Here is a 12,737-nt window from a genome sequence, read left to right as displayed (position 1 = left end):
GCCGGCCGGAGCAAGCGCGCTGCGGCTTGGCGTCCGGGCCAAGCAAGGCCTGAAAAAAGTTGCGGCCAGGCCTTGGGGGAGGCCTGGCCGCGCGCGAACCGGTCTGGGACGGGGAGGGGTGGGGATGTGACCGGGTCGCGTAACTCGAATGATGTGGTCTCGAAGCCTCTCTGATCAGCGCTCCTTCGCGCTGGCGGTTGCCACGGCCGGGCGACCGTCGCCGAGCGAAACCCAGACATTCGGGTCGCTCTGCGACTGCCGCTTGACGAAGCGGTAGCCGGTCTCGGTCCAGGCGACGACATTCTCGTTCTGATTGTCGAGAACGTACTCGCCCTTGTCGGTCTTCACGGTGAGGACCGCGTGTCCCTCACCCTTCTTGTCGCGCACCACCGTGATCAGCAGCGCCTCGCGGGGCCAGCCGGCATCGATCAGCAGCTTGCGCTTCAACAGCACGTAATCCTCGCAGTCGCCGTAACCATCGGTCGGCAGCGACCATTTCTCGACCACGCCCCAATGGTCCATGTCGGTGATGGGCTTGACGTTCTCGTTCACCCAGCGATTGACTTTTATCAGGTCGCGCCACGCCGTCTGGGACAGCACGATGTCGCGGGGCTGTGACGCGCCGCCGCGGCACTCCTCAGGGGTCTCGGTGCAGAACTCGATCCAGCCGATCGGGGCCCGCGTGGTGTCGCCGAGGCTCGCATACAGCACCCGGTCATCACCGGCATGCGCAGCTGCCCCCATCGCCATCAGGATGGCGATCACCGCCAATCCTTTCGCCTGTCCCGTCCGCTTGACCATTTTGGCCCCCGTTTTGTTGGGACCATGTGTCTCACAAAGATTTTTCGCTGCCGCTAAATCGCCACGATGGATTTGACGTAAATCCAAATAAAACAAAGGGATAATTCGAATCCCTGTTGAATCGAATAAGCCTAAAATTTGAATCGATCGCAGTTAGTTCAAATGCGCTGCATTAAGCCGCGCAGGGCTGTTATTGCAGCGTCGCGCGCGCTCTCAGCCGCGCTCATTAACTGCGATGGACGGCTTGGGCGGTGGTCGAACGCGACACGGCGCCCGCGATGGCGGACGCCGTGTGCCCCGTGGAGTTGCGGGATTTGCGGAACTTGCGGCTTTACCGCGCGGTAACGCTCTCTTCGAGCGTTTCGGCAAGCTGCGGATGGACAAACTCGATGGCGAAGCCGCCTTCGAGATTTCGCACCACGCGCGCCTGCACGCGGCCGAGCATCACCTGCGATTTCATCGGCGGCCGGGTCTCGGCGGCAATGGCCGCGCCCGACAGCGACATGTCGATGATGCGGCAGGTCATCTTGGTGCCGTCCTCGAGCGTCAGCACCGCGATCGGGTTGCGCGGAATGATGCGGTCGTGGCGGCGATCCTCCGGCAGATTGAGTATGTCGCGATTGGCGAGCCAGGTGAGCTGAGCGGCGAGCTTGTCGCGCTTGCGCGCGGTCGCGCCGATCGTCATCGCAAAGCCGTTGTCGATGATGCGGGTGATCTTGCCCTCGACACGGCCGATATGGTCGAGATAGGCGATCACGCGGTCGCCGACATTGCCGATGCCGGGCGCCAGCAGCGCCAAGCCGCCGGGCGACATGTTGATCACCTGGCAGGGAAACTCACGGCGATCCGGCAGCATGTAGCGGCCGAGCAGGTGGACCTTGACCCGCTGGAAACGGCGACGCTCCTCGGCGGCCGGCAGAGACAGTTTTTTGTTCGGCAACGCCATGTTTCGTCACTCAAAGCCGGCTCTTAACAGGGCCGGACGATCCAGCAACGAAACTAAATGCTGCAGGGTTAATTCAGCGTTATCGCAGCACCGCGCTCATGCATGTGGTTCGCGTTTTGCGGGAACTATGTAAGCCAAGGTGAGCGCGGGCCCGCATCAGTCGGGGGCGCTTCGGGCGACGACAGCCCTCAGCGCAGCCCTTCATAGACCATCAGGCCGCGGGCGAGGGCGAGCTTGCGCAGCGCGCGCGGCACGATCGGCTCGGTTGGCACATGGAGGTAACGCCAGGACGCGATCTCCAGCGGTCCGAGCGCGCCTTGCGGCGTTTCGAACGGCGCGAGCAGGCCGGTCAGGCTGATCGGTTCATGCGCCCGCGTGGCGAATGGCAGCAGCAGCAGCTCGAAGTGGGCGGTCGTACGATCGGGGGCCTGTGCGGTCACGCCCGCAATGGCGGGCAGCGTCTCCTCGCAGACGACGGTCGTGATCTCCTCGATCTCGCGGCGGCTCGCCGGCGCGAAATGCGCCGGAAAGCTCTTGTCCTTCACATCGCCGCCGAGCAGGGCGCACAGCCGGGTGCCGGCCATGCGGAACGGAAAGCCGCTGTCGGCATCGCAGGACAGGACAAAGCTGTCGCCGAGCAGTTCGCGCACGGCAGCGGGTTCGAAGTCGCCGCGCTCCGGCGCCTTGGCATGGCCGCGCCGATCGTTCCAATAGGCGAAGAACTCGCGATTGGACGGATGTTTCATCTGGATGACCCCTCGCGCCGTCGACGCTCCCGAGACATCGCTGTCTCGTTTTCGTCCAGGCGCCTCCCTGGTTTGTTGTGCAGGAGGGGCTGTGCAGCGTCCATGCCGATGGTGCGATCGTGCCGGCCTTCTCCTCGGCTTCCGCGCGTTAAGGTTAAATTAACGATGTGCTTGGCGAAGGCGTTGGGGCCGTTAAGATCGCGTTCACCAAATCGCGGCGGAAGGTGGAAGGTCCGCCGCGGATCGGTTGAAGACACGAGGCGGCGTCAAACAGTCCGGTCACCGCGACGGGGAGGGGTGGGGAACGACCCCCGGGCTTCCCGCGACGGAAAGGCTGGCGGATCTCGAGGGAGGGTTTTCTCAGAACCCTCCCTCTTTCATTTGGTCGCTTTGATTGGTCCCATTCATTTAGTCCATTGTTTTAGTCGCTTGGGTCGCGGCTCGCGCCGCCGGCCGCGCTCGTCATCAACTCTGCATGTGCGCGCTTGCGCAGATCGGCGGAAGCCGCCTATCTGACGGGTCTGTTCCTCCCGTGGAAGGCTTTCGTTTTGGATTCCCCGTCAGACCTCCCGCAAGATCCGCCGCTGGCCACGCCGCGGGAACCGATCCTGAACCTGCCGGGGGCGCTGACCGCCTACATCGTCCTGATCGCGGCCATCCATCTGCGCGTCCTGCTGCCGGAGGATTGGGACACGTTGATCATCGACCTGTTCGCCTTCGTCCCGAAACGATACGACCCCACGCTGATGGATGGGGCGTTTCCCGGCGGGACGCCGGCCAAGGTCTGGACGTTCGTCACCTATTCGCTGCTGCACGCCAATCTGACGCATATCGGCTTCAACGTGCTGTGGCTGCTGCCGTTCGGCAGCGCGCTGGCGCGCCGCTTCGGCGCATTCAGGTTCTATCTGTTCATGGCGGTCACGGCGGCCGCCGGCGCGCTGGCGCATCTGCTCACCCATGAGCACGCGCTGGCCCCGATGATCGGCGCCTCGGCCTCGGTGTCCGGGACGATGGCGGCCGCGATGCGCTTTGCGTTCGTGAAGGGCAGCTTTCTGTCCTTCAGCCGCGGCGATGCGGATGTGGCGGCGCGCGTGCCGGCGCTGTCGCTGTCGCGTGCGCTGCGCAATCCGCGGGTGCTGGCGTTCCTGGCGATCTGGTTCGGCGTCAACATCGTGTTCGGCGCAGGCGGCCTGTCGATCGGCGCCGAGGGGGCCAATGTGGCTTGGCAGGCCCACATCGGCGGCTTTGTCGCCGGCCTCATCCTGTTCGCGCTGTTCGATCCGATCCCGCATGTGCGTGATGATGCTGCACCTGCGCTGCCGTCGGATGTCATCGATCGTTAGTTGCCGCGATCCTGCGCTTGCGAGCGGCGCCGATTTCATTCATCATTTGCGACAGGTGCAACCGGGGCACGACTCCGGGCGAACAGAGCAGGCTGTTTTCATGAGGTCATGATGCAGCCTGCCGGCGCGATGCAACCAGAGCGCGACTGGGGCATTGCCAGACTGTCGATGGACGCAGACCCTCGATGGACGCTGCGTGAGACGCGGTCCGAGACGCATGGTGCGGCTCGCAGCCACGTTGTCGACCAAGTTCTCTAAGACCAACTTCTCTAAGACTCGCTACCTCAATCTCTAAGACTCGCTACCTCAAGACTCGCTGACTGAAATCTGCTGCAAGCATCGGCCGTCACGACGCCTCGATGAGAAGGGCGCACCGGCCTTCCAAGGAGACGAGCAATGACAGTACGTGCGATCCTCGACATCAAGGGCCATCAGGTCGAGAGCGTCGAGCCCCAGACCACACTTGCCGACGCCGCCAAGCTGCTCGCCGACCGCAAGATCGGCGCGGTGCTGGTGATGTCGGGCTCGCGGATGGAGGGCATCCTTTCCGAGCGCGACATTGTGCGCTCGCTCGGCGAGCGCGGTGCCGCGGTTCTCACCGAGCCCGTATCCGGCGTGATGACGCGCCGCGTCGTCAGCTGCCGGCCGGCCGACACGGTTGCGTCGATCATGGAGACGATGACCACCGGCAAGTTCCGCCATCTGCCGGTCATCGACGGCGGACTGGTGGTCGGGCTGATTTCGATCGGCGACGTCGTGAAATGGCGCGTCCAGGAATATGAGGCCGAGCAGGAAGCGCTGCGTCAGTACATCAAGACGGCGTAGCCCCGCTGCCGGTGGTCGGCGCTGCGGCTCCGGTCGGCTGGCCGATCGCCTCCTGGATCGAATCCAGCGCACGTTCGGCCGCCCTGGTGCCGAACGCGATCAGATCGGCTGCGCGATGAAAATCGAACCAGCCGATCTGGCCGACGCGTGGCGAGATCAACAGGTCCGGCGGGTCGCCGGCGAGGCGGGCACGGGTGATGCGGTCCTGCATGATGTTGAAGGCGTCCACCATCACCGAGGAGATGCCCGGCCGGCCGCCGCCGCCGAAGAACTGCCGCTTCACCGCGCGCTCGGGCGAGAACAGCTTGCCGAAGCGGCGCCGCGGCGGCGCGCTCTCCATCACTGTCTCCGGCACCTCGACCGGCTGGCCATGCGAATAGATCGTGGTCGAATGCGTGAACACGTCGCTCGACAGGTTGGCGGCGATCACGATCTCGGCGCCGAGCGCGCGCGCGGCCGACACCGGCACCGGATTGACCATGGCGCCGTCGACCAGCCAGCGGTCGCCGATCAGCACCGGCGCAAAGATGCCGGGCAGGGCATAGGAGGCGCGCATCGCGTCCACCAGGCTGCCATGGGTCAGCCAGATCTCATGTCCGGTGCGAATCTCGGTCGCGACCGTGGCGACCTTCATGGGCAGTTCTTCGATGGCGACCCGCCCGAGCGACGCCTCGAGCTGGGCGGCGAGCTTCTCGCCGCCGATCAGGCCGGAGCCGTTGAGACGGATGTCGAGATAACCGAGCACGTTGCGCATCTGCAGGCTGCGCGCCCATTCCTCGAGCGTGTCGAGCTGGCCGGCCGCATAGGCCCCGCCGACCACGGCACCGATGGAGGTTCCGACGACGACATCGGGCACGATGCCATGCGCCATCAGAGTCCGGATCACCCCGATATGGGCGAAGCCGCGGGCTGCGCCGCCGCCAAGGGCGAGGCCGATCACCGGCTTGCGAATCGTGCCAAGACCGACATTGTTTTCCTCTGCTCCGCTCTGGCGGCGTCCCATCAACATGTCCAGCACGGTCATCTCCACGCATACGCCATTCGGGGACGAGGAACCGGCCCGCGGCACATCGTCACCGAGTCTCAAGCCAATCCTACCAGAAGCACATTTTATACCGGTTGACGGCGCTACGAGATGCCGCCGATTTGATGTTGCCGCAATGAGCGGCCGCGCGAGCTGACAACAGGCGCGAGCGGGGATGCGCGGCGGGGGTTCTCCGGGTGCGCTCAGTAGAGGCTTGAATTTGCCGCGTTTTCGGTCAAAAGCAGGATGATGACGACAGGTCGCGGGTTCTCCAGATTCCGGCGCAGCGGGCGGCTTTGGCTGGTGCTCGCTTTGTCGTGCCCGCTCACCGGCCTTGCGATATCGCCCGCCGCAGCCCAGCTGTTCAGTGATCGGCCGCCGCCGGTTCCGCCCGCGTCGGTGCCCGACCCCGGGCCGGCGATCAATCTGGCGCCGCCTTCTGGCCCCGGTGCCGGTCCTGTCGCGCCTCCACCAGCCGTGCCGCAGGCCTTGCCGGGGCCGCCGGTCGCCGCGATTCCGCCGGGCGCGCCGGCTGGACCGCCGCCGGTCGCAGCCCCGCCGCCGGCGGCGCCCAACCAGGGCGTCTTGTCGCTGTCGGCGCGCTACGGCAAGGATCTGCCGAACATCAATGGCGGTCTCGTCTGGCGCGTCTTCGCCGACCGGCCGGACGAGAGCGGCGCCTTCAAGATGCTGCGCGAGGATCGTGGCGCGACGCCCAATATCGTGCTGCCGCCCGGCAATTACGTCGTTCATGTCGCCCTCGGTCTCGTCAGCGCCGTCAGGGCGGTGAACCTGAAGGCGGAAACCGATCGCGAGTCGTTCGTGCTGCCGGCCGGCGGATTGCGGCTCGAAGGGCGGGTGGGAACCAGCAAGATCCCGCCGAACCAGATCTCCTTCGCCATCTACAAGGGCAGCCAGTTCGACGGCCGCGAGCGGGCGCCGATCGTTCCCAACGTCGCGGCCGGCGACGTGCTGATGCTGCCCGAGGGCACCTACTACATCGTCTCCAATTATGGCGACGCCAACTCGGTGGTGCGCTCCGACATTCGCGTCCAGGCCAGCAAGCTGACGGACGTCACCGTCACCCACCGCGCCGCCGTGATCACCTTGAAGCTCGTCTCCGACAAAGGCGGCGAGGCGCTCGCCAACACCGCCTGGTCGGTCATCAACCCCGGCGGCGACGTGATCAAGGAATCGATCGGCGCCTTCCCGAAGGTCGTGCTGTCCGAAGGCGACTACCGCGCCATCGCCAAGAACGAAGGCAAGGTGTTCGAGCGCTCCTTCAGCGTCGTCAACGGCGTCGACGGCGAAGTCGAGGTCCTGGCGCGCTGAGCGCGCAGGTGCCGTAGCCCGCAGAGCCGCTCATCCCGTCGCGCTCTTAGCCCATTTGGGTCATGCCGGATCACGCCGGCGGTGGCACTGCTCAAGCTCGTCGGTGGGCTGGGAAGAGCGATATCTTGGACAGGCTGGACCTTTCGGATCTGGAGCGCGAGGTTGCCGCGTTCTGCCGGTTTTTCGCGTCGATGCCGACGAATCCGGCGGAGGCGATGCACGGCACCGTGTCACACATGCACGCGCTCTGCGCCGCGCTGGCGCGGCATCCGCGGGAGCTGTGGCGATCGCCCGACATCCAGGACGTGCTGCAGGCTGCGATCAGGCTGCAGGCCGCATCGCCCTTCGTGCGCCGCCTGCGCGAATGGCCGCGGGGCTATCCTGGCGATTTCGAGACCATAGAGCTTCTCGTCCAAGGAGCCGAGCTTCCCACCGGCGCCGACCCCCGCAGCTGGATCGATTGGTATGCGCTGAACACTGTGATCGGCCAACAGCACCGCAACAAGATCTGGTGGCAGTATCAGCGGATGAGCGCCGTCACGCCGGCCAACATCCTTGCGCTGGGATGCGGCGGCGGCGCTGATTTCAACCTTGGCCCGCATCGGTTCGAACGGTCGCACATCGTGCTCCTCGACCTGGATCAGGACGCGTTGCTGCTCGCCGAGGATCGGCTCCGGCGATATTGCGACGTTCGTACCATCTGCGCAGACGTCCGCAGGGGGCTGCGCAAGGCTCAGGACGACGGCCCGTTCGAACGCGTCGTGTGCGGCGGGGTGTTCGACTATCTGGACGATCGCATGATCGTCGTGCTGCTCAAGGACATCCGGGAGCGTCTCCTCTCCTTCAGGGGATCGGTTCTGTTCACCAATATCGCCGAAGGCAACCCGTTCCGGTGCTGGATGGAGGCGATTGCGAACTGGCACCTGATCCACAGGTCCGAGGCCGACATCGCGCGGCTGGTCGCAGAAGCCGGCTTCGACCTGTGCGGGCTGAGGATCGCGCGCGATGCCACCGGGCTGACGCTGCTCGTCGAGGTCGCTCTCGACCCTCTGGCATGACCTGCCTTCGGGCACGAACGTCTTGCCGATGATCTTTCCTTGCGCATGATCTTCTCGGAAAACCGGTTTCCACTTTTCCGGATCATGCTCTAGCGCAGCACCAGCCTTGCCAGCAGACCCACCAGCTCGCTCTGTCGGGAAATGCCGACCTTCTGGAACACCCGCTTGAGCACGTTGCGCGCCGTGTCTTCGGCGATGCCCAGCCGGTTGGCGGCATCCCTCGGCGGCAGTCCGGCGCCGACCAGGGCGGCGACCCGGGCCTCGCCCAGCGTCAATCCGAGGACGTCGCGGACGACGGCCGGATCCGCCGGCTCATCGAGCTTCTGCTGGATCGCGAGCACCATGGTGCGCGCATCGGAGAACAACATCTGGGCCGGGCTCGCTTGCGGCGAGATCGGCAACAGATACACGACGAGCCGGCTCGTCGTGCCGGAACTGACGAGGATCGGCTTGGGGTCGGCAACGACATGACGGTGATCGTCGCGCGCGGCAAGGGCGATCATGTCGTCGATCGCCGCGCCTGTCGCACCGGTTCGGATGCGCAGCCGATCGCGCGCGATCTGCAGGTCGCCCCCCAGCAGAGCCTGTCCGGCAGGATTGCAGAACACGACGCGGCCAAGGGAATCGAGCACGAACACGCCGATGCCGAGCCGCGCCAGCGCATCGCCGAGCCCGAACTTGGCAAGCTCCGCATCGATCAGCCGGATGGTGAGGCGAAGTGATTTCTCGACATGCCGTCCGATGCGGCTGAGCAAATCGAGCTCCGCATCCGAATAGTCGCGCCGGCCCACCTTGCCTTGCAGGCTGAGCAGCACGCCGATCTCGGCATCGGGCGACACCGCCACGCCGGCGAAGGGGCCGAGACCATGCCTGATCCTGAACTGCACGAAGAACGAATCGGTGTCGATTTCCTGCTCCGAGCAAAGGTGGCGGGTTGCGTAGGGATGTCCGCTGAAAAAATAGCCGCGCTCGGTGGCCCGCAACGCGCCCGTGTCGCGCATCATCCAGCCGTTGGCTTCGTAGTCCCGCTGAGCCTCGACGAGATCAGGTGACACGATCGTGGCGTAGGAATTGTCGGCTCGGCGCCACATCAGCAGGGCGCCGGCATCGCCGAACTGGTCGGCGATTGCCTTCAGCGCCTGTGGCCAGCGCAGCGGATCCGATGCCGCGTCATAGATCGATTCAATGACTGCAATGAGCCGGCCGTCCGCCGGACCTGTATCCACCTGGACCGCTCACAATAATGGTCTTCGTGACGTGAAAAGACGTAACATGAAAAGAGATGTGCGACATGGCCGTCACAATCGTCAGGCTAACACCGCCGGCCGGACCTTGCCAAACGAAAATATCAGGAGCGCGCGGGCGCCGGGATCAGCGACAGCGCGGCGCCGCCGTCTCGCGCGCTCTCTCTCGCGCGAGACCACGGTCACCGTTGTCGCTCAGCGAACCGGCTGTGCTTTCGGCTTCGGCTTAGGGCGCGACGGCGGCCGGGCTGGAGGTCCATCGACACGTCCTTGGCCCTGCATCAGGCCCGTTCCTGCCAGCGTCAGAACCCGGCGGATGACGTCATTCCGATCGTCACCGCGGACGATCTGGCCGTCAACGAGAAGCAATCCGAGTCCATGCACGAGCGCCCACAGAAACAATCCCGCAATCGGCAGCTCGGCAGCGGGCAGCCGGGATGCGAGGCTTACCTTCATGATCTCGTAGCCGCGCGTCCGCAGCGCTCGGATCGCTGGGCTGTGCTGCGAGACGGCCGGGAAGCCCTCGCCGAACATCAGCCTGTAGAGCGCGGGGTTGGCCCGCACAAACGCGACATAGGCCTCGCCATAGGTCAGGAGCGAGCCGCCTGAGTTCGGGGGGCGTAGTGCGTCGTGTCGTCATAGTCGCTAACGCGCACTAACCATGGAAACACTTAAAACTGTCATAGTTGCGCGTGGCCTGCAGAACGCACCCCGCCTTTACAACTCATTAGACGCACTCGACGCATGGGTACGCAGGAACCGTCTGCAGGGCGGATCGTACTGAAGACGTGAGGAATGCAATGAGTGCCGCCAAGACGATGTCAGAAAAGATCAGCAACGATCTCTTCGACGATATCCCGGTGCTCAAGCGCAAATGGCAGGCGGCGTTGAAGCCGGGCCAGACATTGCCGCGCTATGAGGACGTGATGCTCGGCAGCCTCGGTCGTCTCGCCGATCACATCGCGGTGTTGAAGAATGACGGTGGCGTGCTGGAGATCTCGCGCAGCGGCCGTTATGTCCAGCATTGGCTGCAGGACGAGCGATGGGACATCGCCGTCGCAGCCGTGTCGCCGGATTGCGCCACGGTGCTGACGGAGGCGGCGAGCTCCGCGCTGTCGAGCCGGCAGCCGCATGCGGCGACGGCGCATTGCGTGCGCGATGGCATGGTTCGCACCTATGATGTGCTGGCGCTGCCGACCAGCTCGCGCTGGGGCAGCACGCTGGTGGGGACCTATATCAACGAGCGCTCCGCGCAATATAATCTGCTCGATGCGATCTTCTCGACGACGGACGACGGGGTGATCTCGCTTGCGACCATCCGCGACAGCGCCGGTGCGCCGCGCGATTTCCAGGTTGTGCATCACAATCGCGCGGCGGCCGAGCTGCTCAGGCTGCCGTCGAGCGACCTGCAATGGCACCGCCTGAAGCAGGGCGGCCATGTGCTGTGCGGCCCGGACGTGATGGCGCGGCTGTTCGAGGTCGTGGCGCATGGTGGAAGTGACCAGTTCGAGCTCGACAGCGACGACCGCAATCTCCGGCTTGGCGTCCATGCGTTCGGTGACATCGTCTCGATGACCATTGCCGACGTGACCGCGCTCAAACGGCGTGAGGCCTCGTTCCGGCTGCTGTTCGACGCCAATCCGATGCCGATGTGCATCCTCGACGGGAAGACTGCGCAGATCCTCAACGTCAACGATGCGATGCTCCGGCATTATGGTTACAGCCGCGCGGATCTCCTGTGCATGAACGTGTGGGATCTGTGGCCGCCGGGCGAGTGGGGCGCGGTCGACGATGCATTGACGCGGCTGGCCGATGGCGATCTGTTTCACCGCGACTGCCGCCACTGCAAAGCCGATGGAAGCGAGATCGAGGTCCTGACCTACGGACGCGAGATCAATTACGACGGCCGCGACGGCGTGCTGATGGCCATCGTCGACATTACCGAGCGCCGTCGCGCCGAGGCGCGGATTGCCTATATGGCGCATCATGACGGTCTCACCGGCCTGCCGAACCGGGAGTTTTTCCAGCAGCGCCTGGCGCAGGAGCTCGATGAAGCCGCGTCAGGGGCGAGGCCACTCGCCGTATTGTGCATCGACCTCGACCTGTTCAAGACCGTCAACGACTCGTTCGGCCATCCGATGGGCGATCGTCTGCTGCAGGCGGTCGCCGGCCGCCTCAAGCAGCAGATGCACGGCGGCAATCTGGCGGCGCGGCTCGGCGGCGACGAGTTCGCCGCGATCGTCAGCCAGGACGGCGCTGATGGGTCCGGCGAGTTCGCGGCCCGCCTGATCTCGGTGCTCAGCGCGCCCTATGACATCGACGGCAATGAGCTCGTCATCGGGGCCTCGATCGGCATCGCATTGTCTCCGCTCGACGGCACGAGCTGCGAAGAGCTGATGAAGAATGCCGACATGGCGTTGTACCGCGCCAAACAGCACGGCGGCCGCGTGCACCGCTTTTTCGAGCGGGAGATGGATCTGCAGGCGCAGAAGCGGCGCGACATGGAGCACGATCTGCGCCGCGCCTTTGCGCAAGCCGAGTTCGAGCTGCACTACCAGCCGCTCATCGATGTCGCCAGCAATATCATCAGCGGATTCGAATGCCTGCTGCGCTGGCGCCATCCGGACAAGGGCATGATCTCGCCGGCGGAGTTCATTCCTGTTGCCGAGGACATCGGGCTGATCGTCCCGCTCGGCGAATGGGTGTTGCGCGAGGCCTGCCACGAGGCGGCGACATGGCCCGATGGCATCAAGGTCGCGGTGAACCTGTCGGCGGTGCAGTTCCGCAGCCGCAACCTGGTGCAGGTCGTGATGCAGGCGCTGGCGCAATCCAGCCTCGCCCCGGAGCGGCTCGAGCTGGAAATCACGGAGTCGATCCTGCTCGCCGAGACCGATGCCAATCTGGCGACCTTGCATCAGCTGCGCCAGCTTGGCGTCCGCATATCGATGGACGATTTCGGCACCGGCTATTCCAGCCTCAGCTATCTCAGAAGCTTCCCGTTCGACAAGATCAAGATCGATCGTTCCTTCGTGAAGGACCTGGCGCAACGCTCCGACTGCCTGGCGATCGTCCGCGCCATTTCCGGCCTGGGCCGCAGCCTGAACATCATCACCACGGCCGAAGGCGTCGAGACATCAGAGCAGCTCGACTGGCTGCGCGCCGAAGGCTGCAATCAGGTGCAGGGCTATCTGTTCAGCGCTGCCAGGCCTGCCGCGGAGATTGCAGGTCTGTTGGCGCGGTTCGGCGCACGATCATCGAAGGCGGCGTGATGGGAGGCTGATAGATCAACGCTGTCGGCCACACGTTCCCTGTCGTCCCCGACAGGTGCGCTGCAGGCGCGCGCCAATCCGGGATCCGTAACCACAGGGTCAAGTGGCGACCGGCGGTGCCGAACGAGCGTCTGTCGCCGAGGCCGCCG

The 12,737-nt window shown here is 65.1% G+C and carries 11 protein-coding genes; 5 read left to right on the top strand and 6 right to left on the bottom strand.

What is annotated here, in order from left to right:
• Positions 1 to 174: 174 nt before the first annotated feature.
• The 3 genes from BBTA_RS24420 to BBTA_RS24410 form a co-directional block, all read right to left on the bottom strand.
• Positions 175 to 801, bottom strand: coding sequence for a transglutaminase-like cysteine peptidase (locus BBTA_RS24420; protein WP_012045176.1), 627 nt, complete (start codon positions 799 to 801; stop codon positions 175 to 177).
• Between the two features lie 331 nt (positions 802 to 1,132).
• Complete coding sequence (locus tag BBTA_RS24415; RefSeq protein ID WP_041750866.1) at positions 1,133 to 1,747, bottom strand: PilZ domain-containing protein; 615 nt, start codon at positions 1,745 to 1,747, stop codon at positions 1,133 to 1,135.
• A 188-nt stretch (positions 1,748 to 1,935) separates the two neighbouring features.
• Positions 1,936 to 2,493, bottom strand: a complete 558-nt coding sequence (locus BBTA_RS24410) for a PAS domain-containing protein (protein WP_012045174.1) — start codon at positions 2,491 to 2,493, stop codon at positions 1,936 to 1,938.
• Positions 2,494 to 3,041: 548 nt separating this feature from the next.
• Here BBTA_RS24410 and BBTA_RS24405 point away from each other — a divergent pair.
• Together BBTA_RS24405 and BBTA_RS24400 are read left to right on the top strand one after the other, a co-directional pair.
• On the top strand, positions 3,042 to 3,836 hold the full coding sequence (locus BBTA_RS24405) for a rhomboid family intramembrane serine protease (protein WP_012045173.1): 795 nt from the start codon (positions 3,042 to 3,044) through the stop codon (positions 3,834 to 3,836).
• Positions 3,837 to 4,232: 396 nt separating this feature from the next.
• The gene (locus BBTA_RS24400; protein ID WP_012045172.1) at positions 4,233 to 4,661 is read left to right on the top strand and encodes a CBS domain-containing protein; all 429 of its coding nucleotides are present in this window, start codon (positions 4,233 to 4,235) and stop codon (positions 4,659 to 4,661) included.
• Here BBTA_RS24400 and BBTA_RS24395 read toward each other — a convergent pair.
• Positions 4,648 to 5,679, bottom strand: coding sequence for a patatin-like phospholipase family protein (locus BBTA_RS24395; RefSeq protein ID WP_012045171.1), 1,032 nt, complete (start codon positions 5,677 to 5,679; stop codon positions 4,648 to 4,650). The two genes, BBTA_RS24400 and BBTA_RS24395, sit on opposite strands and share 14 nt — an antisense overlap.
• A 252-nt stretch (positions 5,680 to 5,931) precedes the next feature.
• Here BBTA_RS24395 and BBTA_RS24390 point away from each other — a divergent pair, with 252 nt between their 5' ends.
• Complete coding sequence (locus tag BBTA_RS24390; protein WP_041750865.1) at positions 5,932 to 7,017, top strand: hypothetical protein; 1,086 nt, start codon at positions 5,932 to 5,934, stop codon at positions 7,015 to 7,017.
• A gap of 62 nt (positions 7,018 to 7,079) precedes the next feature.
• Positions 7,080 to 8,075, top strand: a complete 996-nt coding sequence (locus BBTA_RS24385) for a methyltransferase (RefSeq protein ID WP_012045169.1) — start codon at positions 7,080 to 7,082, stop codon at positions 8,073 to 8,075.
• An 89-nt stretch (positions 8,076 to 8,164) separates the two neighbouring features.
• On the opposite strand, the gene BBTA_RS24380 is transcribed toward BBTA_RS24385, so the two are convergent.
• Together BBTA_RS24380 and BBTA_RS24375 are read right to left on the bottom strand one after the other, a co-directional pair.
• Positions 8,165 to 9,301, bottom strand: a complete 1,137-nt coding sequence (locus BBTA_RS24380; RefSeq protein ID WP_012045168.1) for a helix-turn-helix transcriptional regulator — start codon at positions 9,299 to 9,301, stop codon at positions 8,165 to 8,167.
• A gap of 213 nt (positions 9,302 to 9,514) precedes the next feature.
• On the bottom strand, positions 9,515 to 9,853 hold the full coding sequence (locus tag BBTA_RS24375) for a hypothetical protein (RefSeq protein WP_012045167.1): 339 nt from the start codon (positions 9,851 to 9,853) through the stop codon (positions 9,515 to 9,517).
• Positions 9,854 to 10,119: 266 nt separating this feature from the next.
• Between BBTA_RS24375 and BBTA_RS24370 the strand changes: the two genes are divergently transcribed.
• Complete coding sequence (locus BBTA_RS24370; protein ID WP_012045166.1) at positions 10,120 to 12,588, top strand: bifunctional diguanylate cyclase/phosphodiesterase; 2,469 nt, start codon at positions 10,120 to 10,122, stop codon at positions 12,586 to 12,588.
• The last annotated feature ends 149 nt before the right edge of the window (positions 12,589 to 12,737 follow it).

This window comes from Bradyrhizobium sp. BTAi1, assembly GCF_000015165.1.
In the GTDB taxonomy this organism is placed as follows: Bacteria; Pseudomonadota; Alphaproteobacteria; order Rhizobiales; family Xanthobacteraceae; genus Bradyrhizobium; species Bradyrhizobium denitrificans.
Note: the sequence above shows the minus strand (reverse complement) of the source record. Positions and strands in the feature narration are given on the sequence as shown.

Coding starts and splice junctions, on each gene's coding strand:
- BBTA_RS24415 (WP_041750866.1), bottom strand. CDS start 1,747: ATGGCGTTGCCGAACAAAAAACTGTCTCTGCCGGCCGCCGAGGAGCGT.
- BBTA_RS24375 (WP_012045167.1), bottom strand. CDS start 9,853: ATGTTCGGCGAGGGCTTCCCGGCCGTCTCGCAGCACAGCCCAGCGATC.
- BBTA_RS24410 (WP_012045174.1), bottom strand. CDS start 2,493: ATGAAACATCCGTCCAATCGCGAGTTCTTCGCCTATTGGAACGATCGG.
- BBTA_RS24390 (WP_041750865.1), top strand. CDS start 5,932: ATGATGACGACAGGTCGCGGGTTCTCCAGATTCCGGCGCAGCGGGCGG.
- BBTA_RS24420 (WP_012045176.1), bottom strand. CDS start 801: ATGGTCAAGCGGACGGGACAGGCGAAAGGATTGGCGGTGATCGCCATC.
- BBTA_RS24370 (WP_012045166.1), top strand. CDS start 10,120: ATGAGTGCCGCCAAGACGATGTCAGAAAAGATCAGCAACGATCTCTTC.
- BBTA_RS24385 (WP_012045169.1), top strand. CDS start 7,080: ATGCCGGATCACGCCGGCGGTGGCACTGCTCAAGCTCGTCGGTGGGCT.
- BBTA_RS24400 (WP_012045172.1), top strand. CDS start 4,233: ATGACAGTACGTGCGATCCTCGACATCAAGGGCCATCAGGTCGAGAGC.